The following is a 25,225-nucleotide window of genomic DNA, read 5'->3' on the forward strand; positions in this document are numbered from 1 at the left end:
GCCGCAGCACACATCGTCAACCACTGCCCCGATCCTAATAAAAGCAGAGGCAATTCCTATGTCCGCGCACAAGACCGCAATCCTCAGTGCTCTCACCACCGCCCTGCTGGCCAGCGCCAGCCTGCAGGCCGCCGAACCGCTCAAGGCCGTGGGCCCGGGCGAAGGCCAACTGGATATCGTCGCCTGGCCGGGGTACATCGAACGGGGCGAGAGCGACAAGAATTACGACTGGGTCACCGGCTTCGAGCAGGAAACCGGCTGCAAGGTCAACGTCAAGACCGCCGCCACCTCCGACGAGATGGTCAGCCTCATGGCCAAGGGCGGCTACGACCTGGTGACCGCCTCCGGCGACGCCTCCCTGCGGTTGATTGCCGGCAAGCGGGTGCAACCGATCAACACCGCGCTGATCGCCAACTGGAAGAACCTCGACCCGCGCCTCAAGGACGGCCCCTGGTACGTGGTCGAGCACAAGACCTACGGCACCCCCTACCAATGGGGCCCCAACGTGCTGATGTACAACACCCAGGTGTTCAAGCAGGCGCCCACCAGCTGGGACGTGGTGTTCACGGCGCAGAACCTGCCGGACGGCAAGCCCAACAAAGGCCGCGTCCAGGCCTATGACGGCCCGATCTACATCGCCGACGCGGCGCTGTACCTCAAGACCGCACGGCCGGAACTGGGCATCCAGAGTCCCTATGAGCTGACCGAGGCCCAGTACAAGGCGGTGCTCGATCTGCTGCGCGCCCAGCAACCGCTGATCCACCGCTACTGGCACGACACCACGGTGCAGATGAGCGACTTCAAGAACGAGGGCGTGGTGGCCTCCAGCGCCTGGCCCTATCAGGTCAATGGCCTGGTCAACGAGAAACAGCCGATCGCCTCGACCATTCCCAAGGAAGGCGCCACCGGCTGGGCCGACACCACCATGCTGCACGCCGAGGCCAAGCACCCCAACTGCGCCTACAAGTGGATGGACTGGTCGCTCAAGCCCAAGGTCCAGGGCGACGTCGCCGCCTGGTTCGGCTCGTTGCCGGCGGTGCCAGCGGCCTGCAAAGAGAGCGAGCTGCTGGGGGCCGAGGGCTGCAAGACCAACGGTTTCGATCAGTTCGACAAGATCGCCTTCTGGAAAACCCCACAGGCCGAGGGCGGCAAGTTCGTGCCCTACAGCCGCTGGACCCAGGACTACATCGCCATCATGGGTGGCCGCTAGAACGACCTGTCCAACCCGGCCCTCGTCGACCCAGCAGTCCAGGCAGGCCGCCAGTGGCGGCCCTGCCTTTGCGGAGCAGTGCACCATGACCCTTGCAGTCCAGTTCACCCAGGTTTCCCGGCAGTTCGGCGAGGTCAAGGCCGTCGACCGGGTGTCCATCGATATCCACGACGGTGAATTCTTCTCCATGCTCGGCCCGTCCGGTTCGGGCAAGACCACCTGCCTGCGGCTGATTGCCGGCTTCGAGCAGCCCAGCGCCGGATCGATCCGCATTCACGGCGCCGAGGCCGCGGGCCTGCCGCCCTATCAACGGGACGTCAACACGGTGTTCCAGGACTACGCGCTGTTCCCCCACATGAACGTGCGGGACAACGTCGCCTACGGCCTGAAGGTCAAGGGGGTGGCCCGCCACGAACGCCTGGAGCGCGCCGAGGCGGCCCTGCAGATGGTGGCCCTGGGCGGTTATGGCGAGCGCAAGCCGGCGCAACTGTCCGGTGGCCAGCGCCAGCGGGTGGCCCTGGCCCGGGCCCTGGTCAACCGGCCACGGGTACTGCTGCTGGATGAACCCCTGGGGGCGCTGGACCTGAAACTGCGCGAGCAGATGCAGGGCGAACTGAAGAAACTCCAGCGCCAGTTGGGCATCACCTTCATCTTCGTCACCCACGATCAGACCGAGGCCCTGTCGATGTCCGACCGGGTGGCGGTATTCAACAAGGGCCGCATCGAACAGGTGGACAGCCCGCGCAACCTGTACATGAAACCCGCCACCACCTTCGTCGCCGAATTCGTCGGCACCTCCAACGTGATTCGCGGCGAGCTGGCGCAACAGCTCAGCGGCAGCCCGCAGCCCTTCTCCATCCGCCCGGAACACGTGCGTTTCGCCCAAGGCCCGCTGGCGGCCTCGGAGATCGAGATCAGCGGCCTGCTCCAAGACATCCAGTACCAGGGCAGCGCCACCCGCTTCGAAATGAAGCTGGACAATGGCCAGACCCTGAACATCAGCCAGGCCAACAACCAATGGCTGGACACCGGCAGCAGCCACTGCACCGGACAACGCATCAGCGCCCGCTGGGCCCGGGAGGCGATGATCCCGCTGACCGACACCCCGACCAGCGAGGCCTGAGATGAGCACCCAGGCCCTCGTCCAAGGCAGCGGCGACACGCCCCTGCGGCGCTTGTCCAACCTGCTGTACCGGCGCCCCAACCTGTACCTGACGCTGCTGCTGGTGCCGCCGCTGATCTGGTTCGGCGCGATCTACCTCGGCTCCCTGCTGACCCTGCTGTGGCAGGGTTTCTACACCTTCGACGACTTCACCATGGCGGTCACCCCGGAGCTGACCCTGGGCAACTTCACCGCGCTGCTGCAGCCGTCGAACGTCGACATCATCCTGCGCACCCTGGGCATGGCCGTGGCGGTGTCCATTGCCAGCGCCATCGTCGCCTTTCCCATCGCCTACTACATGGCCCGCTACACCAGCGGCAAGACCAAGGCGTTCTTCTACATCGCGGTGATGCTGCCGATGTGGGCCAGCTACATCGTCAAGGCCTATGCCTGGACCCTGCTGCTGGCCAAGGGCGGCGTGGCCCAGTGGTTCATCCAGCACCTGGGGCTGGAGACGGGGCTGCAATGGCTGCTGGGCGTTCCCGGGGTCGGCGGCAGCACCCTGTCGACCTCGCACCTGGGGCGCTTCCTGGTGTTCGTCTACATCTGGCTGCCGTTCATGATCCTGCCGATCCAGGCGTCCCTGGAGCGTCTGCCGCCCTCGCTGCTGCAAGCCTCGGCGGACCTCGGGGCCACGCCGCGCCAGACCTTCATGCTGGTGGTCCTGCCGCTGGCGGTGCCGGGCATCGCCGCCGGCTCGATCTTCACCTTCTCCCTGACCCTGGGGGACTTCATCGTGCCGCAACTGGTGGGCCCGCCGGGCTACTTCGTCGGCAGCATGGTCTACGCCCAGCAAGGCGCCATCGGCAACCTGCCGATGGCCGCCGCCTTCACCCTGGTGCCCATCGTGCTGATCGCCATCTACCTGTCCATCGTCAAACGCCTGGGGGCCTTCGATGCACTCTGAACGAGCATCCTTCGGCCTGCGTCTGGCGGCCTGGGGCGGGCTGGTGTTCCTGCACTTCCCGATCCTGATCATCGTCCTCTACGCCTTCAACACCGAGGACGCGGCCTTCAGCTTTCCGCCCCGGGGCCTGACCCTGAAGTGGTTCAGCGTGGCCTTCAACCGCCCCGACGTGCTGGACGCCATCCAGCTGTCGCTGCAGATCGCCGCCATCGCCACCCTGATCGCCCTGGTCCTCGGCACCCTGGCCTCGGCGGCCCTGTACCGCCGCGAGTTCTTCGGCAAGCAGGGCATCTCGCTGATGCTGATCCTGCCCATCGCCCTGCCGGGCATCATCACCGGCATCGCCCTGCTGGCGACCTTCAAGACCCTGGGCATCGAGCCGGGGCTGTTCACCATCGTCGTCGGCCACGCCACCTTCTGTGTGGTGATCGTCCACAACAACGTGATCGCCCGGCTGCGGCGCACCTCCCACAGCCTGATCGAAGCCTCCATGGACCTGGGCGCCGACGGCTGGCAGACCTTCCGCTACATCATCCTGCCCAACCTCGGTTCGGCCTTGCTGGCGGGGGGCATGCTGGCGTTCGCCCTGTCGTTCGATGAAATCATCGTCACCACCTTCACCGCCGGCCATGAACGCACCCTGCCGCTGTGGCTGCTCAACCAGTTGAGCCGGCCCCGGGACGTACCGGTGACCAACGTGGTGGCCATGCTGGTGATGCTGGTGACCATGCTGCCGATCCTCGGCGCCTACTACCTGACCCGTGGCGGCGAAAGCGTGGCCGGCAGCGGCGGCAAATAACCCGCTTCCCTACCCTCAGCGCCAAGAAAGGAGATGAACATGCAGACCAAATTGCTGATCAACGGCCAACTGGTGGCCGGCGAGGGGCCGGCCCAGCCGGTGTACAACCCGGCCCTGGGCAGCGTGCTGGTGGAGATCAACGAGGCCAGCCAGGCCCAGGTGGACGCCGCGGTGCGGGCCGCCGACGACGCCTTCGCCAGTTGGTCGCAGACCCCGCCCAAGGACCGCTCGCTGCTGCTGCTCAAGCTCGCCGACACCATCGAGGCCCACGGCGCCGAGCTGGCCAGGCTGGAATCGGACAACTGCGGCAAGCCCCTGAGCGCGGCCCTGAATGATGAAATCCCGGCCATCGCCGACGTGTTCCGCTTCTTCGCCGGCGCCAGCCGCTGCCTGGGCGGCTCGGCGGCGGGGGAATACCTGCCCGGGCACACCTCGATGATCCGCCGCGACCCGGTGGGGGTGATCGCCTCCATCGCCCCCTGGAACTACCCGCTGATGATGGTCGCCTGGAAGATCGCCCCGGCCCTGGCCGCCGGCAATACCGTGGTGCTCAAGCCCTCGGAACAGACCCCGCTGACCGCTCTGCGCCTGGCCGAACTGGCCAGCGAGATTTTCCCGGCCGGCGTGCTCAACCTGGTGTTCGGCCGTGGCCCGAGCGTCGGCCAGCCGCTGGTGACCCACCCCAAAGTGCGCATGGTGTCGCTCACCGGTTCGATCGCCACGGGCGCGAACATCATTTCCAGCACCGCCGACAGCGTCAAACGCATGCACATGGAACTGGGGGGCAAGGCCCCGGTGATCATCTTCGACGACGCCGACCTCGACGATGCGGTGGCGGGCATCCGCGCCTTCGGCTTCTACAACGCCGGCCAGGACTGCACTGCCGCTTGCCGGATCTACGTGCAGGCCGGGGTCTACGAACGCTTCGTCGAGCAGCTCGGCGCCGCCGTCGGCAGCATCCGCCACGGCCTGCAGGACGACCCGGCGACCGAGCTGGGGCCGCTGATCACCGCCGCGCATCGCGACCGCGTGGCCGGGTTTGTCGAGCGCGCCCTCGCCCAGCCGCACATGCGCCTGATCACCGGGGGCAAGGCCGTGCCGGGCAACGGCTACTTCTTCGAACCCACGGTGCTGGCCGACGCCCGGCAGGACGACGAAATCGTCCGCCGCGAAGTCTTCGGCCCGGTGGTTTCGGTGACCCGCTTCGAGGATGAAGCCCAGGTCCTGGGATGGGCCAACGACTCGGACTACGGCCTGGCCTCCTCAGTGTGGACTGCCGACGTCGGCCGCGCCCATCGCCTGTCGGCACGCCTGCAATACGGCTGCACCTGGGTCAACACTCACTTCATGCTGGTCAGCGAAATGCCCCACGGCGGACAGAAACTGTCCGGCTACGGCAAGGACATGTCCCTGTATGGCCTGGAGGACTACACCACGGTCCGCCACGTCATGTTCAAGCACTGAGCCTGCACGGGCCATCGGCAGGCGCTGGCCCCACAGCGCCTGCCGCTCGATCCCCAGCCGCCAGACTGGATTAGCGCCCCCAGTTGCGGCACTATCCGCCGCCTGAAAACCCCGGCGCCATCGACCGGAATCGCTGAACACCTTCCGGCAGCAAGGATGCGCCCATGCCCCGCCCTCCCACCACCACCGCCCGCGAGCGCCGTCCATGAGCCTGGACGCCACAAGCCGTTATCACCTGCTGCGCATCTGCACCAGCCTGGTGCCGCTTGCGCTGCCGGCGCCGCTGTTCTATCTGGCGCATGTCTGGGGCATACCGGTGTATCGCAGCTACTTCGGCGCCCTGGCCAAGGGCTTTGGCCTGGGTGTGATGGTGGATTTACTGTTTTATCTGCTGATCATCGTCAGCGTGCTGGTGGCCCTGGTGCCCAACCTGAAGGCCAAGCTGGGCCTGGTCGGCGCCCTGGTGCTGTTCACCGCCTGGGCGATGTTTCCCAACCATCCGGTACGCGGCTACGTCTATTGCCTGCTGATGAGCGTGCCGCCGCTGCTGGCGATCGCTCTGGCCCAGTGGCTGTGCCGCCGCCTGCTGCCCGCGCCCGCCCCGGACAGCCCATGACCGACGCTCTGTCTCCCACCTCAACGAGTTCGCCGATGCCCGCCCTTCGTCATCTTTTGCGCCCACTGTGCGCCGCCCTGTTGCTCGGTGGTGCCGCTCAAGCGGCCCAGGCCGCTGCCCCCGCCTGCCCGTCCAGCGACCTGCCGACCTTCCTCCAGGCCTTTGCCAGCAGCCCGGAACTGCAGCAGGCGTTCACCGATTCGCCGCTGATCGAACAGCGCCCGGCCCACGACGAGTACGGACGCGAGATCACCACCCGGCACAAGCTGACGGGCGATACCCGACACCTGCTGACCCTGCTCGATCCGAAGGCCCAGGCCCGGGCCGGACTGCAATCCTTCTGGGAGAGCCAGACCCTGGTGGTGCATGACCCGCTGGGCGATGTGGTCCAGGCCTTCGTCTTTCAACAGGGCGCCTGCTGGCAACTGGTGCGGGTGGAGCAGTGGTCCATGGACGGCCTGCTCGACCAGGACGCCCCGGCCAACGAAACAGCCTTGCAACGGCAGATGCGCAAGGCCGATCTGTTCCTGGGCTACGGCGGCCGGGAGCAATACCTGTTGACCCAGTACTTCTTCGAGCTGGGTCAGCAGATTCTGCTGGACGCCGCCCGCCATGGCTCGGCCAAGGCGGCCGTGCAGGCCGTGAGCCTGGGCTACTCGGGCATGGCGCCGGAGCTCAAGCCCGGGGAGCCGGAAGAACTGCTGCTGCCCTATGCCCAGACCGATGCCGAGGCGGCGCTGATGCTGTCGATGTACTACTGCGATCCGCTCGGCGATGGCTCGGTCAATGAATGCCAGCAACCCCGCAAGTCCGAAGAGCTGGTGCAGCGCACCGCCCGGGAACTGGACTCGGCCAGCGCCTTCTACTACCTGGGCAGCGGCTACGCCGAGGGTAAGTGGGGCACCACCGATGCCCCCCGGGCCCTGGCCTGCTACCGGGAAGCGATCAAGCGTGGCGACCTGAACAGCCTCAACCGCCTGACCTGGTGGACCAAAAAGGGCGAAACGCCCGCCGCCGGAGCCCAGTGCCTGCCGGCGCAGAGCTGAACTCGGAGCGGCGTGCCAGCCCCGGCGCAGGCCCGTTGACTTTTTTTCACAAGAGTTTGATTGCCCCCACGCCGCCTGATCGCGTTAATTGAGCCTTCACTCCTTTAACCGACAGGCCAGCCCATGCCCCTCGTCCCTCTGGAACACGCCCTGTTGCCCGGGCCCCGGACATGAACGCGCCATTGCCGCGCCAGGCCGCACGCCTGCAGCAGGTCGATGCCCTGCGCGGCTTCGCACTGCTGGGCATCCTGGCGGTGAACATCTGGTCTTTCGCCGATCCCTACTACGCCTCGCCGGTCAGCAACCCGGCCTACGCCAGCGACCTCGACCACCTGATCCGCTGGCTGGTGTCGGTGCTGTTCGAGGCCAAGTTCTACCTGCTGTTCTCCTTCCTGTTCGGCTACAGCTTCACCCTGCAGATGGCCTCCGCCGAGCGGGCGGGTGAACGCTTCGTGCCGCGCATGCTGCGGCGGCAACTGGCCTTGCTGGCCATCGGCCTGGTGCATGGCGCGCTGCTGTTCTACGGCGAGATCCTCACCCTGTACGCGCTGCTGGGCCTGGTGCTGCTGGCGTTGCGCGGGCTGACAGCACGGATGGCGGCCATCCTGGCGATCCTGTTGATCGGCGCCACGGCGCTGCTGATTCTGCTGTTTGGCATCGAGTTGCTGAACGCCGGCCTCTATACCGGGGCCGCCGACGACCAGCCGCTGCTCAAGGATCTGGCCCTGGGTGGAGATGCACTGGACACCCTCGGCTACAACGCTGCGCATTTGCTGGAAACCGCCTCGGCCCTGTGGCTGCTGCAGGGGCCCAGCACCCTGGCGATGTTCCTCCTGGGTTATGTGGCCGGACGCAAGGGCCTGCTGGTGGCGCCCGAGCGCTTTGCCGCGCGGGTGCCCCGGCTGCTGGCCCTGACCCTGCCCATCGGCCTGGGGGGCGCCCTGTTCTACGGTTACTGCAGCGCCTACGCGCCCGGTGGCGGCCTGGAGGTCATCGGCTACGGCATCAGCCAGATCAGCGCACCGCTGCTCTCGGCCAGCTACGCCATGCTGCTGCTTCGGGCCTTCGACTCGCCTCTGGGCCAGCGCCTGTGCCAACGCCTGGCGCCACTGGGACGGATGTCATTGAGCAACTACCTGCTGCAATCGCTGATCCTGTGCCTGCTGTTCACCGGCTACGGGCTGGGGCTGATCAACCACCTGCAGCCCCTGTGGATTCCCCTGCTGGTGATCGCCATCTACCTGTTGCAGATGCAGCTCAGCGCAGGCTGGTTGCGCAGCCATCAGTACGGCCCCTGCGAATGGCTGCTGCGGGCGCTGACCATCGGCGCCTGGCCGCACTGGCGCAAGCGCGCGCAGGCTTAAACCAGCCGCAGACAGAGGTGGATATCCTCCGGCTCGATGCGCAGCAGCTCCGGGTCCGGGGTCGCCAGCACTTCGCAGCCCAGGCGCCGGTAGAAGTCCACCGTGTGCCACGACGGCGTGGCCGATACATACAAGCCCTGGGCGCCCATGGCCAGGGCCTGCTCCCGGGCCAGGGCGAACAGCTGCCGGCCCAGGCCAAGGCCGCGATAAGCCTGGCTCACGTGGAGGAATTTCAACTGTCGCAAATCCAGCCCGGCGCACTCGATCGCCAGGCAATCGACCACCGCTGCCGCCACCAGCACCTCAGCGTCGAAAATCCCGTACAACCAGCCGCCACGCTGGTAACACTGCTGCAAGATCAGCGCGTCATGCTCGGCCTCGCCCTCCGGCCAGCCGCTGACCACCTCAAGCTGGGCATAGCCGATCAGACGGCCATCCTGCACACGGTAGAAGCCGTCGATGACTTCGGCGCGGTCGATCCATTTGAGCTGCGGGATATCGTTTGCGGTAAGGGCACGCGGGTGCAACATGAGGCCGGTTCCTGAGGCGATTCAAGTGGTTACCAATGGACACAAGCTAAGCATTTTTCTGCCTGGGGCGAACCGTTTATTCTAGCGACCCTCTATTTATCGTCCGCTGCGTCTGGCCAATGGCATGGCCGGACCTCACCTTGCGATCCCCCCAGTCAGCCAGGAGCGGCTGACGATCCCAGCCCCCCACAAGGTTCATCTATGCACCGCAGGCACCTCCTCAAAGCTTCCATGGCCCTGGCGGCCTACACCGGCCTCTCGGCCAGCGGGCTGCTGGCCGCACGAGCCTGGGCCGGCGCCGCTGACGGCGACGCCCAGGCCTTCGATTTCGAGCGCCTCAAGGCCCAGGCCAGGCAGTTGGCCGGCAACCCGTATGTAGACACCAAGCAAGTGCTGCCGCCAACCCTGGCGCAGATGACGCCGCAGCACTTCAACGCCATCCAGTACGACAGCCAGCATTCACTGTGGAATGAGTTGAACGGCCAGCTGGATGTGCAGTTCTTCCATGTGGGCATGGGCTTCAAGCAACCGGTGCGCATGCACAGCGTCGACCCCAAGACCCGCCTGGCCCGGGAGGTGCACTTCCGCCCGTCGCTGTTCAACTACCAGAACACCAGCGTCGACACCGCCCAGCTCAAGGGCGACCTGGGCTTTGCCGGGTTCAAGCTGTTCAAGGCCCCGGAACTGGACAGGCATGACGTGGTGTCCTTCCTCGGCGCCAGCTATTTCCGTGCGGTGGACGCCACCGGCCAGTACGGCCTGTCGGCCCGGGGCCTGGCCATCGACACCTACGCCAAGCGCCGCGAGGAATTCCCCGACTTCACCCAGTTCTGGTTCGAGACTCCGGACAAGGACAGCACCCGTTTCGTGGTCTACGCCCTGCTGGATTCGCCGAGCGCCACCGGTGCCTACCGCTTCGACATCGACTGTCAGGCCGAGCGCGTGGTGATGGAGATCGACGCCCACATCAACGCCCGCACCGCCATCGAGCAGTTGGGCATCGCCCCCATGACCAGCATGTTCAGTTGCGGCACCCATGAACGGCGCATGTGCGACACCATCCACCCGCAGATCCACGACTCCGACCGCCTGGCCATGTGGCGCGGCAATGGCGAGTGGATCTGCCGTCCGCTGAACAACCCGGCGACCCTGCAATTCAACGCCTTCGCCGACAAGGACCCGAAAGGCTTCGGCCTGGTGCAGACCGACCATGAATTCGCCAGCTACCAGGACACCGTGGACTGGTACAGCCGCCGGCCGAGCCTGTGGGTCGAGCCCACCACCGCCTGGGGCGAAGGCAGCATCGACCTGCTGGAGATCCCCACCACCGGCGAGACCATGGACAACATCGTGGCCTTCTGGACCCCGAAGCAACCCGTGGCCGCCGGCGACTCCCTGAACTACGGCTACAAGCTCTACTGGAGCGCCCTGCCGCCGGTGGGCACGCCGTTGGCGCGAGTGCACGCCACCCGCTCGGGCATGGGCGGCTTCGTCGAGGGCTGGGCCCCGGGCGAGCATTACCCGCCAGTCTGGGCCCGACGCTTTGCCGTGGACTTCACCGGTGGCGGCCTCGATCGCCTGCCTGCCGGCACCGGCATCGAACCGGTGGTCACCGCCTCCCACGGCGAGGTCAAGGATTTCAGCATCCTGGTGCTGGACGAGATCAAGGGCTACCGCATCCTCTTCGACTGGTACCCCACCAACGACAGCGTCGATCCGGTGGAACTGCGGCTGTTCATCCGCACCCACGACCGCACCCTGAGCGAAACCTGGCTGTACCAGTACTTCCCGCCGGCGCCGGACAAGCGCAAATACCCCTGATCGGCTGACAGCCCCCGGCACGCCCTAGGGGCCTCTTCGCCGGCAAGCCGGCTCCTACAGACCGCACCGCCTCCGTAGGAGCGGGCTTGCCCGCGAAGGCGGCCAGCAGCCAGACACAAAAAACCGGCCCACACGGGCCGGTTTTTTTACATCGGCACAACCTTAATCGCGCAAGTCCGACTCATGAATCGGCTGGTCCCTGTGGGTGGCCCGCTGGTACTGCGCCGGCCAGATCGCCTTGCGCCCGCCCAGGTCGTCATCGGCATGCAGCGGCCAGTACGGGTCGCGCAACAGCTCCCGGGCGAGGAAGATGATGTCCGCCTGACAGGTGCGCAGAATGTGCTCGGCCTGGGCCGGTTCGGTGATCAAGCCCACGGTGCCGGTGGCGATCCCCGACTCCTTGCGCACCCGCTCGGCAAAGCGCGTCTGATAGCCCGGCCCGGTGGGTATCTCGGCATTGGCCGCGGTGCCGCCGGACGACACATCAATCAAGTCCACCCCCAGGTCCTTGAGACGCCGCGCCAGCTCCACGGTTTCGTCGGGGTTCCAGCCGTCCTCCACCCAATCGGTGGCCGACACCCGCACAAACAGCGGCAACTCCTCGGGCCAGACTTTTCGTACCGCCTCGGTCACTTGCAACACCAGGCGAATGCGATTTTCAAACGAGCCGCCGTACTGGTCCTGACGCTGATTGCTCAGGGGCGAGAGGAACTGGTGCAGCAAATAGCCATGGGCGGCATGCACTTCCACCACCTTGAAGCCGGCCACCAGGGCCCGCTTGGCGGCCGCGACGAAGGCCTGGATGATCTCGCCGATCTGCCCTTCGTCCAGTTGGGTGGGCGGCGTGTGCTGTGGGTCGAAGGCAATCCGCGAGGGCCCCACCGGCACCCAGCCGCCATCCTCGGGCTTGACGCTGCCGGACTTGCCGAGCCAGGGCCGATGAGTACTGGCCTTGCGCCCGGCATGGGCCAGCTGGATGCCGGCCACGGCGCCCTGGGCGGTGATGAAACGGGTGATGCGCTGCAAGGGTTCGATCTGCGCATCGTTCCACAGGCCCAGGTCCTGGGCGGTGATCCGGCCCTCGGCGGTGACCGCCGTGGCTTCGGTGAAGATCAGCCCGGCGCCGCCGACGGCACGGCTGCCCAGGTGCACCAGATGCCAGTCGTTGGCCAGCCCGTCCACCGACGAGTACTGGCACATGGGCGACACGGCGATGCGGTTGAGAAGGGTCAGTTGACGCAAGGTATAGGGTTCAAGCAGCAGACTCATGGGGCACCTCTCGATCAATGGTCAGGCTCCAGGGTTCTGTTTGAACGGTCGACGAGTGACTGCGAAGTGAAGCGCCCGCCCCCGCGGGTAGAGGAATGACAAAAGGTCACAAGGCCAATCAGACAGTGCTTAGAGACTAGTCGACAACACTGCCGCTGGCAGGGTTCCTGATGCGTGCCGGGGTAAAAACTTGCCCCCGGGCCCAAGCGCTAGCCGCTGCGGCGGGGCAGCGGCTAGCAGAGCGTCAGATTGCAGGCCCCCTGCGATTGCCATCAAGCAAGGCTTCCACCACGCCGCGGGCCATGGCCATCTCCACCGAATGCACCAGCGACCAGATCAGGCCGCGCTCCACGCCGCTGGCGTGCTCGGTGATTTCATCGGACACCTCCTCGGCGGCCTTGAGCAGCATGGACACATGAATCAATGCCTCTTCGGCACTGATGCCGGGGCGCACAGCGAAGGGGTTATCAGGCCCTGCAGGGCCGGCCACGGTGGGTTGCAGAGTCGCGATCAACGAGCCATTTACGCAAGTGTTGGCCAGGGCATGGCGCACAGCTTCATTGGCCAGATCGTGGTCTGGATTACGACGGGAAGAAGGATGGAGAACCGGCGGATCGGGGAGGATCTTTTTCATGGTGTAGCTCCTCGACGATGAAGCCTCCACACCTAACGCTGCTAGACGTTTAAACAGGGTGGCGGCTGTACGCGGGCTAGCAGACCGGGTCGAGGAACCGGTGCGCCCGAAAGCGCCCCCACGCACAGCCGCCATAACAACACACTGCAAATCTGCATGGCAGTGCTGATGGCATCGCTTGCGTTCGACCCGGGCTGCTATTCCCGATCACTGATAGGCAGTGATGAACCGAGACTAGTCAGCTGAGTAGGTCGCCACAAGCGCCCGGGAGTGTCTCGGAAACCCCTTACAAAAGAAAGAGACATACCGCCATCCCGCTTTCCAAAAGTCTGGCGAAACCACCCTCGTCGCCCTTAACGCGGTTCGATATGGGCAATCATCAACTGCACGGTTTCCTGGCCACGGAACTCGTTGAGGTCGAGCTTGTAGGCCAGTTCCACCCAGCGGATGGTCGGGTTGGGCCAGACTTCGCGGTCGATGCCGAAGGCGATGCCGTCCAGCTTCAGCGAGCCGCATTCGCTACGCAGCACCACTTTCAGGTGGCGTTCGCCGACGATGCGCTGCTCCACCAGTTCGAACACGCCATGGAACATCGGCTCGGGGAAGTGCTGGCCCCAGGGGCCGGCGTGGCGCAGGGCGCGGGCCAGTTCCAGGTGGAACTCCTCCACCGCCAGGGTGCCGTCCGACAGCAGGCGCCCGGTGAGGTCTTCTTCGCGCAGCTGGCGCCGCACTTCTTCGTCGAAGGCCTCGGCAAAGGCCGGGAAGTTCTGCTCCGGCAGCGACAGCCCGGCGGCCATGGCGTGGCCGCCGAACTTGCTGATCAGTTGCGGATGGCGCGCGGCCACGGCGTCCAGGGCATCGCGGATATGAAAGCCCGGCACCGAACGCGCCGAGCCCTTGAGCATGCCGTCGCCGGCATCGGCAAAGGCGATGGTCGGGCGGTGGTAACGCTCTTTCAGGCGCGAAGCGAGAATCCCGATCACCCCCTGGTGCCAGTCGGCATCGAACAGGCACAGGCCGAACGGCATGGACTCCACCGGCAGTTCCTTGAGCTGGGCCAACGCTTCGCGCTGCATGCCCTGCTCGATGGATTTGCGGTCCTGGTTCAGCTCGTCGAGCTGGGCGGCCATGGCCCGGGCCGCCGAGACGTCGTCGCTGAGCAGGCACTCGATGCCCAGGCTCATGTCGTCCAGGCGCCCGGCGGCGTTGAGCCGCGGGCCGAGGATAAAGCCCAGGTCGGTGGAGGTGATGCGCGAATGATCGCGCTTGGCCACTTCGAGAATCGCCTTGAGCCCCGGCCGGGCGCGACCGGCGCGAATCCGCTCCAGGCCCTGGTGCACCAGGATGCGGTTGTTGGCGTCCAGGGGCACCACGTCCGCCACGCTGCCCAGGGCCACCAGGTCCAGCAGCTCGCCGATGTTCGGCTGCGGCCGGGTTTCATAGCGTCCCAGGCTGCGCAGGCGCGCGCGCAGGGCCATCAGCACATAGAAGATCACCCCGACCCCGGCCAGGGCCTTGCTGGGGAATTCGCAGCCCGGCTGGTTGGGGTTGACGATGGCATCCGCCGCCGGCAGTTCATGGCCGGGCAAGTGGTGGTCGGTGACCAGCACTTGCAAGCCTGCGGCCTTGGCCGCGGCCACGCCTTCGACGCTGGAGATGCCGTTGTCCACGGTAATCAGCAACTGCGGCTCGCGCTGCAGGGCCACGGCGACGATTTCCGGGGTCAGGCCGTAGCCGTATTCGAAGCGGTTGGGCACCAGGTAATCGACATGGGCCGCGCCCAGCAGGCGCAGGCCCAGCAGCCCCACGGTGCTGGCGGTGGCGCCATCGGCATCGAAGTCGCCGACGATAAGGATGCGCTGGCGCTGGTCCAGGGCGGTCACCAGCAAGTCCACCGCGGCATCGATGCCCTTGAGTTGCTGATACGGGATCAGCCGCGCCAGGCTCTTGTCCAGCTCCTCCACCGACTGCACGCCACGGGCGGCGTAGAGGCGGGTCAGCAGTGGCGGCAGGTCGCCGAGAAAGGGCAGGACGGCGGGCAACTCACGGGGTTCGATACGCATGGGCTAACAGCAACTTCTCTTGGGGGACGGTGGGTCGTTCAGGAGCGGCGCGGGCAATCAGCCGCGCTCGCCCAGCAGCCATTCCAGCTGGACTTCATGCTGGCCGCGATCGTCGGTGACGAAGATCGTGCCTTCGCTGATCATCACGTCCCACTTGATGACCCGCGGCATGTCCTTGGCCAGGGTCTCAAGGACCTCCTGGGGCACGCCGGCGATGTTGAGGTTCTTCAAGTTCTTCACCGCGTCCACCACCCGGGTCTGCCAGACCCGCAGGCTGCCGTAGGCCAGCAGGCTGGTGCGCTCGGTACGGCGCGAGCACCAGGTCAGGCGATCGGCGTCCGGCTGGCCGACTTCGATCCAGTGCAGCACGCGGTCGTCCAGGCTCTTTTCCCACAGGGCCGGCTCATCCACTTCCGACAGACCACGACCAAACGACAGCTGCTCGTTGTACCAGAAGGCGTAGGCCAGCAGGCGCACGGTCATGCGTTCCTCGGTTTCCGAAGGGTGACGGGCGATGGTCTGCTTGACGCTTTCGTAGACCCCGCGGTCGAGGTCGGTCAGGTTCAGTTCGAATTTATAGGTGGTGGACGGCTGGGCCATGTGCGGGCTTCTTGAGTGTGCGAAAAGGCGGCAAGTCTAACCCGAAACCTGCCGCCCTGCCCGACCGCTGACCGGCCGGAGGCCCTTGCGCTGAAATCCGCAGAAATGCATTGCCTCGGTAAAGTTGGTTGCCAGCCTGCCACCAGGGTTTTATAACCCCCGCGCGAATCGGCCGGCGCGCACCGCGCCAACGCCGCAGTTCAATAGAAAAGGACGTCCATGACTCTCTTTGTCACCCTGCTTGTCATCGTGCTGCTGTTCATCGCGCTGATTTTGTATGCCCGCCAAAAAACCGCCGATCGCAACGAGAGCCTGGAGCTGACCGGCAACCTCACCGCCCAGATCAACCAGACCCTGCTGCTGAGCAAGGCCGAACCGCTGCTGGCGCTGAAACTGGCAGAGCAACTGCCCGGCGAAGCCCGGGAACTGGCCTCGCAGCTGGTGGCCAGCGAGCTCTACCTGGCGGGCCACAAGGCCCAGGCCCGGGAGCTGTACCAGCAATTGCCGCCCCACGCCCGGGACTACGTACTCAATACCCTGATCGAAACGCTGCTCGACACCGACGATAGCCAAGCCTGCCTGGAACTCCTGGAGAACTGGGGGGAATCCCTGCCCAGCTGGCCGCTGCTGCAAGTGCGTATCCTCCAGGCCCGTGGCGAACAGGAGCGGGCCCTGGCCGTGCTCGGCGAACTGAGCGACCCGCGCCAAGCGGCCGCCCATGAGCGCCAGAGCATCGGCAACCTGCTGACCCTGGCGCGCCTGCAGCATCAGGCCGGGATGCAGGACGCGGCGCTGGTCAGCGTCGAGCAGGCATGGTCGGTGTTCGAGGGGCCCGAGGAGGGCCACCGCCAGTCGATTCTGCGCCAACTGTTCGAGGCCAGCGCGACCCTGGGCCAGTTCGACTCGATCCTCACCCGCGCCGCGTCGCTGCCGGCCGAAGAGCAGGCCCAGGCGGTCGCCGCCCTGATCAAGGCCGGTCAACTGGACTCTGCCCTCAGCCTGCTGGCCCCCATCAGCGACGATCTCTACTCCACCACGCACAGCGAACTGATGGACCTGGCCCTGGCCCTGCCGCCCATCGACAACGCCCTGCGCCTGCTGGAGAAGGCCCCCGACCTGCATCGCTACAGCCTGCTGCTGAGCCTGCTGAACCACATGGCGACACAAGGCCAGACCGCAGAAGCCGAAGCACTGCTGCCGACGCTGGAAACTGAGCCGAGCCAGCATCCGGGGCTGATGCTCAGTCTCTGCGAACAGCACCACGCCACGCAGCCGCAATGGGCCGAGGCACTGCTGGCCAAGGCGCTGCAACAGATCGACGGTTACAAGCATGACCATGAGTTCTGGAGCGGCATGCGGATCCAGGCGCTGCGAACCCAACTCCAGCTGCAAAGCCGACTGCCGGCCCATCGTCGGGACAGCTGGCTGGTACGCAGCAGCCTTGAGGAATTGCACAGGCTGCATCAGCAGGAGGAAGGCGAACAGCAATTGCTGTGCATTCGCGAGCAGACCAAGCTGCTGCACGACCTGGGGCAGACGGCCCAGGCCAGGACCCTGCTGGAGCAGGCCCTGGCGTTGCTGGACAGCGACAGCCTGCCGGAGGTCGATGAGATGGACAAAACCTTCTACCTGGAGGACATCGCCAGCGCCTACCTGAGCATCGACGAAGCACAGCAGGCCCAGGCCCTGCAGGATCGATTGCACAGCCTGGAGGCCGGCAGTCGCGACCTGGAAGAGGACCTGCTGCTCAATCACATCGAGCACCAGCGCTACGCCCAGGCCATCAAGGCCCTGAACCTGAGCGTCCTGCTCAGCGACAAGAAACCTCTGTCACGCCTGTATCAGGCCCTGGAAGAGCTGCACCAGCGCGCCCCCGAGCGCGCCGCCGAACTTCAGCAACAGCTGATGGAGCGGTTCAGCAGCGGGCAGGCCTGGCGCGCCTCTCAGGCGAACTGACCCAGCGGCCTTTGGCGCCCCAACGGGGCGCTGTTGGCGTCCAAGGGCTTGACCATCGGCTCCAGCCGTTTCAATGCCGGCAGCACATTGCCGCGGTCCGCCAGGCTCAGTTCTCGCCCCCAAGGAAAACCGAATCATGGAAGTGTTTCTCATCCTGCTGCTCATCACCGGCGTGATCTCGCTGCTGGTGGTCTACGCCCACAAGGGCAGCAGCAATGACCAGGGCAGCAGCCTGGGCATCAACCTGGACGAGGAGGCGCAGATCTATCGCGCGGCGTACCTGAGCGCCGTCGAACCGCAGGTGGCCCTGCAACTGGCCCAGCGCCTGGCGGGCAAAGCCCGGCAACAGGGGCTGCTGCCGATACCCGCCGCGCTGTACCGGCAAGGCAACCAGGCCCAGGCCCTGGAAATCCTGGCCGAGCTCGATGAAACCTGCCAGCCCATGGCGCTGTACCGACTGCTCGAAACCCTGCTCGACAAGGACGGCCCGCAGGCGGTGCTGAGCCTGTTGGAGCGCCTGCATCAGCCCCTGCCGTCAGCCCCCCTGCTGCGCATCCCGCTGTTGGTGGCCCGCGGTGAGCTTGAGCAGGCCCGCGCCTTGCTGGTGACCTTCGGTGTCGAGCAGTTGAACCAGGGCTGTGCCAGTGAGCACCGAAAGTTGGCAACCCTGCAACGCAGTGTGGGCCTGGCCGAGCAAGCCGCCATCAGCATCGGCCTGGCCTGGCAACTGCAGCTCAAACAACCGGCCGACGAACTGGACCCGTATGAAGTGGAACAGACCCTGCGCGAGTACCGTGCCCAGGGGCAGGACGTGCAGTTCCCGGCCATGGCCGCGCAATTGCCCGCGTCGGCCCAGATCATCGTCGTGGTCTTGCTGATACAAGCCGGGAAATTCGACGCCGGGTTCGAACTGCTGGCGCAGAACCCCGAGCCCGAGGACTACTGCGGCTACCCACCGCTGCTCAAGCTGATCCTGGACGCCAGCCGTCCGGATCTGGCGGCATCGCTGATCGCCCAGGTGCCGGTGAGACACGCCAGCGAGATGCTGCTGAGCCTGTTGCACTGGCATGTCGCGCGCCATGAGCTGGCCGAGGCCGAGGCGGCCTTGCAGGCCTGCGCGGTCGCGCCCTCGCAGCGTCTGTGGTGCCTGCTCTCTCTGTGGCGCACCTACTTCGAGGAACACCCGCATTGGTGCGCCCACCTGCTGGAGCAGGCCCTGCTGACACTGGAGACCTGGCGTGGCGCTGAGCAATGGCCGTGGCATCGCCTGCTGATCGTGGAAACCCAGTTGTGGGTGCAGGCTGCCCTGGCGCCCGAGCGGCGCGACAGCGAACTGATCCGCAACGGTCTTGAGGAAGTGGCGCTCCTCAACACCCAGCTCGAATACGCCGATCGCCCGGTGAAACAGGCAGCACAGGCCAAACTACTGCACGACCTGGAACAGACCCGGCCAGCCGTCGAACTGCTGGACCAGACCGTGCAAGCGCTCGACGACGAAGCTCAGAATGCGGCGATGGACCCAGCGGAAAAAAACTACCACCTGGCACAGCTGGCATTGGTTTATCTCTACATCGACGAGCAGGCAAAGGCCGCCGAGCTCAAGAGCCGCGTGGAACAGCACGTTTCCTATACCAGCCAGTTGAGCCACGCCACGCTGCTGAACCATATCCGTCAGCAACGTTTCGAAGAAGCCATTGCCGGCCTGGAACTGGGCAGCCTGTTTAATAGCGAAAACCCGCTGCAGCAGTTGCACCTGGCCCTGGAAACCCTGAGCCAGAGCGCCCCGGAACAGGCCCATAGGTTGCGCCAGAAACTCCTCGACAGGCTGGCCGACGACAGCCTCTGGAGTCAGCCGAGCGCTGCCTGAGGCCGGGTGCTGGCCCGCCGCTACACGCCTTAACGCGGCGCGTAGCGGGCCCAGAGTTCGTTGAACTCCCTGAGGTAACTGGCCACCAGTTGCGGGTGGTCGATCACCAGCAGGTTTTCCTCATTGCCGGTGGTGGCACTGCGGGTCCAGTTGAAGCTGCCATTGAGCAGGGTTCGGCCATCGAACACGGCGAACTTGTGATGCATGTGGAACGGCGTGTCGTCGATCCGCACCGGCACCCCGGCCTCGCGCAGCGCGGCGATATCGCTGCCGACATCGAATTGCTTTTCACTGTCGCTGATCACCCGCACGGCCACGCCGCGCTGGTGGCAGGCGCGGATTTCGTCGCTCAGTTGATCGTCGGAAATGGTGAACACGCAGATATCCACCGAGACTCGTGCCTGGCGGCACAGGTCGCGGATCTTGCGCCGGCAGTCTTCACCGGGGCTGAAGTGGGCGCTGGCCATGTCGCGCACCGGGGCGCTGTGGGTGTCCAGGGTCTTGATCACCTGCTCCAGCCATTTCAGCGCCGGCAGCACATTGGCGCTGTCCGCCAGCGCCAGCTCGCGCACCAGGTCAAAGGCCCGGTTGCGCAGGTAGCGCACCTGGTCGCTGCCCAGTTCGCTGCCCAGTTGGCGCAGTTCGTCCCGTTCTTCGTTGCTCAGTTTCAGGTCCAGCAGGCTGTCGCGCAGTTGCCGGTCCAGGTGGGCAAAATCCATGTCGTGATCCTTGGCTGTTCGCCGGCAAGCCGGCTCCTACTATTGGGAGTCCTTGAGGGTCGGCACATCACCGTGGCTGAGCATGCGGCTCAATTCGTCCACCCGCGTGGCGATGTCGCCAATGCGCTGGTGGCTGTGCAGGTCGACGTCGATCTTCTTGTGCATGACCTTGAGCAGCGGCAGGAAACTCTGCTCCAGGTGCTCGGAGAGGTTTTCCAGCACTTCACGCATGCCCTGCTGTTCCGCCGGCCGGGCCAGGCCGCGCACGCCTTCCACCAGATCGTTGAGCTGGGCCACCACCCGGGTGCCGACATCGCTGTCGCTGCCGCCCATGGAGCGGTTGCGCACGAAGTCGCGCTTGATCTGGGCCCAGCGTTCGCTCTGCTCCGGGGTCTGGTTGCCGCGCAGCTCGGCGAGCTTGAGCAGGTTTTCCTCGGCGCCGGTGGTCAGCAACTGGGATTCACCCTGGTAGTGGTCGGCCAAGAGTTGCAGGAGCTCGGCGTCGTTCATCACCGCCGAGATCTTCTCCGCCATCTTGTTCATGTTGCGGTAGCTGCCCTGCAGCTTGAACGGCGGCTCGCTGCGGTACTGGTCGGCCTGGGCGGCGCTGGCGATGTACTGCTGGTTGACTCGCAGCACCACGTCGCGCACCTGCATCAGGCGTTGCAGGGTGGTGGTGATTTCGTTGATCTCGGCGCCGCTGTAGCTGTGGCTCAGTTCGTTGCTGGAGAAGGCCTTGCCTTCGGCCTTGGCGACAAAGCGGTAGACGTCCGCCATGTCGCGGGTGGCCAGGGGCGCCAGCACCGGGTTGGAGGTCAGGCCGTTCTCGATGTAGCTCAGGGCGAAGGCTTCCTGCATGCCGCCCAGGGTGTCGCCGAGGTTATAGATGTCGGCCCGGTTGGCCAGCATGTCGGGGATCTTGAACACCTCGCCGGACTCGGTGTACGGGTTGCCCGACATCACCACGCAGAACTTCTTGCCGCGCATGTCGTAGGTCTTGGTGCGGCCTTTCCACACGCCTTCGATGCGCCGGGTGCCGTCGCACAGCGAGATGAATTTCTGCAGGAACTCGGGGTGGGTGTGCTGGATGTCGTCGACATAGAGCATCACGTTGTTGCCCATTTCCAGGGCCAGGTTGAGCTTCTCCAGCTCCTGGCGCGAGGTGGCGTCCGGCGCCTGGGCCGGGTCCAGGGAGCGCACCTGGTGCCCCAGGGCCGGGCCGTTGATCTTCATGAAGATCAGGCCCAGGCGGTGCGCCACGTATTCCATCAAGGTGGTCTTGCCGTAGCCCGGTGGCGAAATCAGCATCAACAGGCCCATCAGGTCGGTGCGCTTGTTCTCGCCCACGGTGCCCATCTGCTTGGCCAGGTTGTCGCCGATAAAGCCCAGGTACACATCGTTGATCAGCTTGTTACGCACGAAGGAGCTCAGCGGCCGCGGCTTGAATTCGCTCAGGCGCAGGGCCGAGCGTTCGCGGCTGATGATGCCCTGGCGCAGCGCCTGGTAGCGCTGCAGGCCGGGCAGGAACTGTTCGCGGTGGGCCCGCAGGCGGGCAAAGAAACCGTCCACGGTGAGGGACAGGCTGCGTTCCTGGATGCGCGGGTGTTCGCCCATCAGGTTGCCGACGCTGAACCGCAGGTCGACTTCGGTGATGCGCTTGGCAAAGTCGTCCCGCAACAGCGACAGGGCCACGGCCTCGGGCACGTAGTCGCTCCACTCGGCGAACTCGCCCTCGGCACACAGCGCCGACAGCCAGTTGCCGGCCAGCGCCCACTGCGCGGCGGGCCGCTCGGCCAGCTGGGCCAGGGCCTGCTGGTAGTCGTCCCACATGCGCGCGCCTTGCAGGCGCAGGGTCAGGGCTTCCTGCAACTGCCTGGCGTACTTGCTGAAGGTGAACTCGATGCGTTCTGCGGCCAGTTCCTGCACCAGGTACTCGGCGGCTTCCGGCAACAGCTCCGCCGGCAGGCTGAAGGCCTGCTGCTGACGCCAGTCCTGCAGCGCCAGGAAGATTTCGTCCTGCAACTGCAACAAGCCTTCACGACGACCGAACAGTTGCTGGATATGCCGGCTGGTGCGGGCCCGCTCGGCCCATTGCTGCGGTTGCGGCTGGTGCTGCTGGCGGTCCCAGAACAACGCGGCAAAAGCCCGCGCCGAAGCGCCGAAACGCAGCAGGCCGGCACTGTCGCGCAGGGGCAGCAGTTGCAGGAGGATCGCCGCGGCATCGTGATCGTGGATGCCCTTCTCGTAGCCTTCCTTGTAGCGCGGCGCAGCGAAGTCGCGGATCACCCGCGCCAGTTCCTCGGGGTGCGCCAGCAAGGGTTTCAGGCTTTCCAGGCTCAGGCCTTCCTGGCCGCGGTCGGCGGCATCCAGCACTTGCCCGGCCAGGTACTCGGCGCGGTACAGCTGGGCCGACTCCGACTCCAGGGCCACCTGCCAGAAGTCCCGCAGGGCTTCCAGCTCGGGGTCGCGCAACGGTTCAAGGAAATCCGTGCCGGTCAGGTGCAGGTGCAGTTCGTCGCCCCGGGGCATCAGGGTCAGGTCCAGCTCCTGGGTGTTGACGCTGAAACGGTGGCGCGGCCCCAGCTTGATGACGTTGCCGCCCTCTTCGAACAGCTCGGTCTTGTCGCGCAGGGCACGTACGGCCTGATCCCGGGCGCCCTTGAGGCGCGACTCGACATCGTCGGCCTTGACGCTGTCCTTGAGCTCGCGCAGGCGCTCGGCCAGCTCCCGCAGCTTGAGGATCAGCGGGTCGGCGGCGAAGAACGCGTTGAGTTCCTCGGCCTGGGTGAACTTGGCGGTGCGCCGGCCGAGACTGTCGAGAATCCGCCGCGCCGCGTCCAGCAGGCCCTGGGCCTTGCGCTGGCGCTCGTCGAGCAACGATTGCTTGTGGGCCTCGAAGGTTTCCAGCAGTTCCTCACGCTTGCCGAGGATGTCGCCGAGGAACTGTTCGTGATCGCCGAAGCGACTCTCCAGCTCTTCGAGCTGCACCAGCAGCCGCGACAGTTGCTCGTCGCAACGCTCGGGGTCCTGGGCCTGGGCCAGGGCGTTGGTGATGCCCTGGCTGAAGAGTTTGAACTGCGCGCCGAACTGCGCCACGGTCTCGGTCGAGCCCAGGCCCTTGCGCCGTTGCTCGGCGCGGGCCTTGGCCTGGTTCAGGCGGGCGTAGATCTGCGAGATCGATTCGATGATCCGGGTGCGCTGGGTGGCGTCGTCGATCTGCAACGAGGCCATCAGGCTCGACAGCATGTCCAGGTCGCCGGCCATGGCTTGCAGGGCGCCCAGGGGCTCGTTGAGCTGGGCCACGGTTTCGGCTTTCTGCGCCTGGGCGTCGAGGGTTTCCAACTGGGTGACGAAGGGCAGCAGGGCCTGGTCGCTGGCGAGGAAGGTCGCGGTGCCAGCGGCGGTGCGCTCCTGGGCCTTGAGCAGCTCGGCTTCCATGGCGTCGATGCGCGCCACGTCGATGTAGCGGTAGTCGCGAATGGTCAGCAGCAGGCCGCGCTGGGCAGTGATGCCGTTGAGCGCATCGACGAAGCTCTGCACCTGGTCCCAGCTGTCCACCAGCAGGCTGTCGAGCAGGGCTTTCTGCTTGGCCTCGGCGGCCACCATGGCCTGGTCCGACTGGCGGCGGATACTTTCGACTTTCTCGTATTCATCCAGCACCAGCTCCGAGGTCGAGGCCACCTCGCGCAGCAATGGGGCCAGGCCTTCGAGCTCGGCGCTACCCAGCCAGTGGTACACATCGAACAGGCGCCGGGTGTTCTGGCACAGCAGCGAATAGCGCTGCACCGACACCGCCGGGGTGTCGATCTCGCGGCACAGGTCGTAGAGATCGGAAACGCTGCGCACCAGCTCGGCGTTGCCGATGCGCCCGAGGAAACCGCTGCGGGTCGGTTGCCGCGCGGCGTATTCCTCGGTGAAGAACGGGGTCTGCCAGACCTGCATCGGGTGGACCCGGGTCGGCTCGTCGCCTTCGGCGGCGAAGATCACCATGCGCCCGTCTTCCAGGCGCGCGTAACCGTGGCCGAACAGCGGGTTCTGCAACTGGCGGTTGATCATGTTGTAGGTCAGCAGCACCGAGCGGCCCTGCTCCGGGTGGTAGAAGATGTACTGCACATCTTCACCGTTGGGCGAGCGCACCGAGCGCTTGAAGCGCATGCCGTCCATGGACTGTTCGAAGGTCTTGTACTCGCCGCTCTGCAGGTAATAGCCACCGGGGAAGATGATCCCGTGGTCTTCCGGCAGTTGCACGCAGGCCAGGCCGATGGCGTCGATGCGCTCCACCTGGCGAGTCAGGCTGTTGAACACCAGGTAGCGCCACTGCTCTTCGCGGTACGGCAGGACCTTGAGCAGGATCAGGCTGCCCAGGCGGGCGAATTCGATCTGCGAGTCGTCCAGGGACTGGGTCTTGTCCAGCACCTCTTCGCGGTAGATGCCCAGGCCGGACTCGGTGTTGTTCTCGACCTTGATGGTCAGGTCGCCGCCGATGGTTTCGACGAACACCGTGTCGAGGATGTTCAGGTGCGGGAAGCGGCCTTCGACCACCATCTCGCGGGTGGCCTTCTTCCATTCGAAGTCGAAGGGCGCCGGCAGGGCGATATCCCGTTCGCCGCGGTTGTCGATGTAACGGACTTCGCGCCCGTCCACCGAGATCGACCAGCGGAACACCCGCACATCGGTGACGCGCTCGCCGATCTGGAAACTCGCCAGCAGCTTGCCGTCACGGATCGCCAGTTGCAGCAGGCGGGTGTTCTTGTAATAGGTGTAGAGCTCGTTGAAATCGTTGAGGAAGCCCTGGGCCGCCAGGAAGCTGCCTTCCAGGGGCACCGGCTCGGCTTCGTAGCCTTCGCCCTCCTCCACCAGCCGGTAAAGGGAAAACACGTCGGCGACGCTGGTTTCCTTCTTCAGGCCGATGAACACGTTGTAGCCGAACAACAGGCAGTCGCCGACCTGGACGATGTCCCGGGCGATGCAGTTGTTCTCGGTGCGGATGCGCACCCGCCCGACCACTTCCATGCGGCTGTTGCCGAACTCGTCGAGACGCCTCTGGTTGAGGTCGTCGGTGGTGGCCCGCAGGCGCTGGCCCTGGTCCAGCAGGCGCTTGTGCAGCACCTCATAGGCGCCGCCTTCGGCGACGGCCTTGTCCAATACGTCCTGCGGGGGAGTTGCGACTTGAGCGTCCGACATCGTGGCCTTCCTGG

18 protein-coding genes are annotated in these 25,225 nt (G+C 65.8%); 11 read left to right on the plus strand and 7 right to left on the minus strand.

Annotation, left to right across the window (positions count from 1 at the left end; all coding sequences use genetic code 11):
- The first annotated feature begins 58 nt into the window (after nucleotides 1-58).
- From ydcS to L1O02_RS25300, 8 genes are all read left to right on the plus strand, one after another.
- Nucleotides 59-1,210 (plus strand): putative ABC transporter substrate-binding protein YdcS, encoded by a 1,152-nt coding sequence (ydcS, locus tag L1O02_RS25265; protein WP_060837720.1) that lies wholly within the window; start codon nucleotides 59-61, stop codon nucleotides 1,208-1,210.
- An 85-nt stretch (nucleotides 1,211-1,295) separates the two neighbouring features.
- Nucleotides 1,296-2,333 (plus strand): ABC transporter ATP-binding protein, encoded by a 1,038-nt coding sequence (locus tag L1O02_RS25270; protein WP_235758898.1) that lies wholly within the window; start codon nucleotides 1,296-1,298, stop codon nucleotides 2,331-2,333.
- Between the two features lies 1 nt (nucleotide 2,334).
- Nucleotides 2,335-3,279, plus strand: a complete 945-nt coding sequence (locus tag L1O02_RS25275; RefSeq protein WP_235758900.1) for an ABC transporter permease — start codon at nucleotides 2,335-2,337, stop codon at nucleotides 3,277-3,279.
- Entirely contained in the window at nucleotides 3,269-4,078 is an 810-nt protein-coding gene (locus tag L1O02_RS25280; protein ID WP_060837717.1) for an ABC transporter permease, read from the plus strand. Before L1O02_RS25275 ends, L1O02_RS25280 begins: the two co-directional genes overlap by 11 nt.
- Before the next feature lie 39 nt (nucleotides 4,079-4,117).
- A complete protein-coding gene (locus L1O02_RS25285) occupies nucleotides 4,118-5,542 on the plus strand; it encodes a gamma-aminobutyraldehyde dehydrogenase (protein WP_060842579.1) in 1,425 nt (474 codons plus the stop codon).
- A gap of 205 nt (nucleotides 5,543-5,747) precedes the next feature.
- On the plus strand, nucleotides 5,748-6,158 hold the full coding sequence (locus tag L1O02_RS25290) for a hypothetical protein (protein ID WP_060842578.1): 411 nt from the start codon (nucleotides 5,748-5,750) through the stop codon (nucleotides 6,156-6,158).
- A 35-nt stretch (nucleotides 6,159-6,193) separates the two neighbouring features.
- Nucleotides 6,194-7,204 (plus strand): hypothetical protein, encoded by a 1,011-nt coding sequence (locus L1O02_RS25295; protein ID WP_235758902.1) that lies wholly within the window; start codon nucleotides 6,194-6,196, stop codon nucleotides 7,202-7,204.
- Nucleotides 7,205-7,374: 170 nt separating this feature from the next.
- On the plus strand, nucleotides 7,375-8,568 hold the full coding sequence (locus tag L1O02_RS25300) for a DUF418 domain-containing protein (protein ID WP_108544439.1): 1,194 nt from the start codon (nucleotides 7,375-7,377) through the stop codon (nucleotides 8,566-8,568).
- Here the strand turns inward: L1O02_RS25300 and L1O02_RS25305 are convergent.
- The gene (locus L1O02_RS25305) at nucleotides 8,565-9,098 is read right to left on the minus strand and encodes a GNAT family N-acetyltransferase (RefSeq protein ID WP_108544436.1); all 534 of its coding nucleotides are present in this window, start codon (nucleotides 9,096-9,098) and stop codon (nucleotides 8,565-8,567) included. The genes L1O02_RS25300 and L1O02_RS25305 overlap by 4 nt on opposite strands.
- A 201-nt stretch (nucleotides 9,099-9,299) precedes the next feature.
- On the opposite strand from L1O02_RS25305, the gene L1O02_RS25310 reads away from it, so the two are divergent.
- Nucleotides 9,300-10,919 carry a glucan biosynthesis protein D gene (locus tag L1O02_RS25310; RefSeq protein ID WP_108544434.1) on the plus strand — a complete coding sequence of 540 codons (1,620 nt, stop codon included), beginning with the start codon at nucleotides 9,300-9,302 and terminating at the stop codon, nucleotides 10,917-10,919.
- A gap of 162 nt (nucleotides 10,920-11,081) precedes the next feature.
- Here the strand turns inward: L1O02_RS25310 and L1O02_RS25315 are convergent, their stop codons facing one another.
- The 4 genes from L1O02_RS25315 to L1O02_RS25330 all read right to left on the minus strand — a co-directional run bounded on the left by L1O02_RS25315 (nucleotide 11,082) and on the right by L1O02_RS25330 (nucleotide 15,485).
- On the minus strand, nucleotides 11,082-12,188 hold the full coding sequence (locus tag L1O02_RS25315) for an NADH:flavin oxidoreductase/NADH oxidase (protein WP_060837711.1): 1,107 nt from the start codon (nucleotides 12,186-12,188) through the stop codon (nucleotides 11,082-11,084).
- A gap of 244 nt (nucleotides 12,189-12,432) precedes the next feature.
- The gene (locus tag L1O02_RS25320; protein ID WP_108544432.1) at nucleotides 12,433-12,822 is read right to left on the minus strand and encodes a hypothetical protein; all 390 of its coding nucleotides are present in this window, start codon (nucleotides 12,820-12,822) and stop codon (nucleotides 12,433-12,435) included.
- Between the two features lie 353 nt (nucleotides 12,823-13,175).
- Nucleotides 13,176-14,885 (minus strand): single-stranded-DNA-specific exonuclease RecJ, encoded by a 1,710-nt coding sequence (gene recJ, locus L1O02_RS25325; RefSeq protein WP_072451195.1) that lies wholly within the window; start codon nucleotides 14,883-14,885, stop codon nucleotides 13,176-13,178.
- A gap of 57 nt (nucleotides 14,886-14,942) precedes the next feature.
- On the minus strand, nucleotides 14,943-15,485 hold the full coding sequence (locus tag L1O02_RS25330; RefSeq protein ID WP_060837708.1) for a YaeQ family protein: 543 nt from the start codon (nucleotides 15,483-15,485) through the stop codon (nucleotides 14,943-14,945).
- 219 nt (nucleotides 15,486-15,704) lie between these two features.
- On the opposite strand from L1O02_RS25330, the gene L1O02_RS25335 reads away from it, so the two are divergent.
- Together L1O02_RS25335 and L1O02_RS25340 are read left to right on the plus strand one after the other, a co-directional pair.
- Nucleotides 15,705-17,441: a hypothetical protein gene (locus L1O02_RS25335; RefSeq protein WP_235758904.1), complete on the plus strand. Its 1,737-nt coding sequence runs from the start codon at nucleotides 15,705-15,707 to the stop codon at nucleotides 17,439-17,441.
- A 136-nt stretch (nucleotides 17,442-17,577) separates the two neighbouring features.
- Nucleotides 17,578-19,308, plus strand: coding sequence for a hypothetical protein (locus L1O02_RS25340; RefSeq protein ID WP_108544428.1), 1,731 nt, complete (start codon nucleotides 17,578-17,580; stop codon nucleotides 19,306-19,308).
- Nucleotides 19,309-19,337: 29 nt separating this feature from the next.
- Here the strand turns inward: L1O02_RS25340 and L1O02_RS25345 are convergent, their stop codons facing one another.
- Together L1O02_RS25345 and L1O02_RS25350 are read right to left on the minus strand one after the other, a co-directional pair.
- Nucleotides 19,338-20,027, minus strand: coding sequence for a phospholipase D-like domain-containing protein (locus L1O02_RS25345; protein WP_108544427.1), 690 nt, complete (start codon nucleotides 20,025-20,027; stop codon nucleotides 19,338-19,340).
- A 39-nt stretch (nucleotides 20,028-20,066) separates the two neighbouring features.
- Nucleotides 20,067-25,211, minus strand: a complete 5,145-nt coding sequence (locus L1O02_RS25350) for a DNA repair ATPase (protein ID WP_108544425.1) — start codon at nucleotides 25,209-25,211, stop codon at nucleotides 20,067-20,069.
- Between the last annotated feature and the right edge of the window lie 14 nt (nucleotides 25,212-25,225).

Source organism: Pseudomonas sp. BC42, from assembly GCF_021560055.1.
Classification (GTDB): domain Bacteria; phylum Pseudomonadota; class Gammaproteobacteria; order Pseudomonadales; family Pseudomonadaceae; genus Aquipseudomonas.

What these genes read in the sequence shown, in the direction of transcription:
- ydcS (WP_060837720.1), top strand. Translation starts at nt 59, where the DNA reads ATGTCCGCGCACAAGACCGCAATCCTCAGTGCTCTCACCACCGCCCTG.
- L1O02_RS25270 (WP_235758898.1), top strand. Translation starts at nt 1,296, where the DNA reads ATGACCCTTGCAGTCCAGTTCACCCAGGTTTCCCGGCAGTTCGGCGAG.
- L1O02_RS25275 (WP_235758900.1), top strand. Translation starts at nt 2,335, where the DNA reads ATGAGCACCCAGGCCCTCGTCCAAGGCAGCGGCGACACGCCCCTGCGG.
- L1O02_RS25280 (WP_060837717.1), top strand. Translation starts at nt 3,269, where the DNA reads ATGCACTCTGAACGAGCATCCTTCGGCCTGCGTCTGGCGGCCTGGGGC.
- L1O02_RS25285 (WP_060842579.1), top strand. Translation starts at nt 4,118, where the DNA reads ATGCAGACCAAATTGCTGATCAACGGCCAACTGGTGGCCGGCGAGGGG.
- L1O02_RS25290 (WP_060842578.1), top strand. Translation starts at nt 5,748, where the DNA reads ATGAGCCTGGACGCCACAAGCCGTTATCACCTGCTGCGCATCTGCACC.
- L1O02_RS25295 (WP_235758902.1), top strand. Translation starts at nt 6,194, where the DNA reads ATGCCCGCCCTTCGTCATCTTTTGCGCCCACTGTGCGCCGCCCTGTTG.
- L1O02_RS25300 (WP_108544439.1), top strand. Translation starts at nt 7,375, where the DNA reads ATGAACGCGCCATTGCCGCGCCAGGCCGCACGCCTGCAGCAGGTCGAT.
- L1O02_RS25305 (WP_108544436.1), bottom strand. Translation starts at nt 9,098, where the DNA reads ATGTTGCACCCGCGTGCCCTTACCGCAAACGATATCCCGCAGCTCAAA.
- L1O02_RS25310 (WP_108544434.1), top strand. Translation starts at nt 9,300, where the DNA reads ATGCACCGCAGGCACCTCCTCAAAGCTTCCATGGCCCTGGCGGCCTAC.
- L1O02_RS25315 (WP_060837711.1), bottom strand. Translation starts at nt 12,188, where the DNA reads ATGAGTCTGCTGCTTGAACCCTATACCTTGCGTCAACTGACCCTTCTC.
- L1O02_RS25320 (WP_108544432.1), bottom strand. Translation starts at nt 12,822, where the DNA reads ATGAAAAAGATCCTCCCCGATCCGCCGGTTCTCCATCCTTCTTCCCGT.
- recJ (WP_072451195.1), bottom strand. Translation starts at nt 14,885, where the DNA reads ATGCGTATCGAACCCCGTGAGTTGCCCGCCGTCCTGCCCTTTCTCGGC.
- L1O02_RS25330 (WP_060837708.1), bottom strand. Translation starts at nt 15,485, where the DNA reads ATGGCCCAGCCGTCCACCACCTATAAATTCGAACTGAACCTGACCGAC.
- L1O02_RS25335 (WP_235758904.1), top strand. Translation starts at nt 15,705, where the DNA reads ATGACTCTCTTTGTCACCCTGCTTGTCATCGTGCTGCTGTTCATCGCG.
- L1O02_RS25340 (WP_108544428.1), top strand. Translation starts at nt 17,578, where the DNA reads ATGGAAGTGTTTCTCATCCTGCTGCTCATCACCGGCGTGATCTCGCTG.
- L1O02_RS25345 (WP_108544427.1), bottom strand. Translation starts at nt 20,027, where the DNA reads ATGGATTTTGCCCACCTGGACCGGCAACTGCGCGACAGCCTGCTGGAC.
- L1O02_RS25350 (WP_108544425.1), bottom strand. Translation starts at nt 25,211, where the DNA reads ATGTCGGACGCTCAAGTCGCAACTCCCCCGCAGGACGTATTGGACAAG.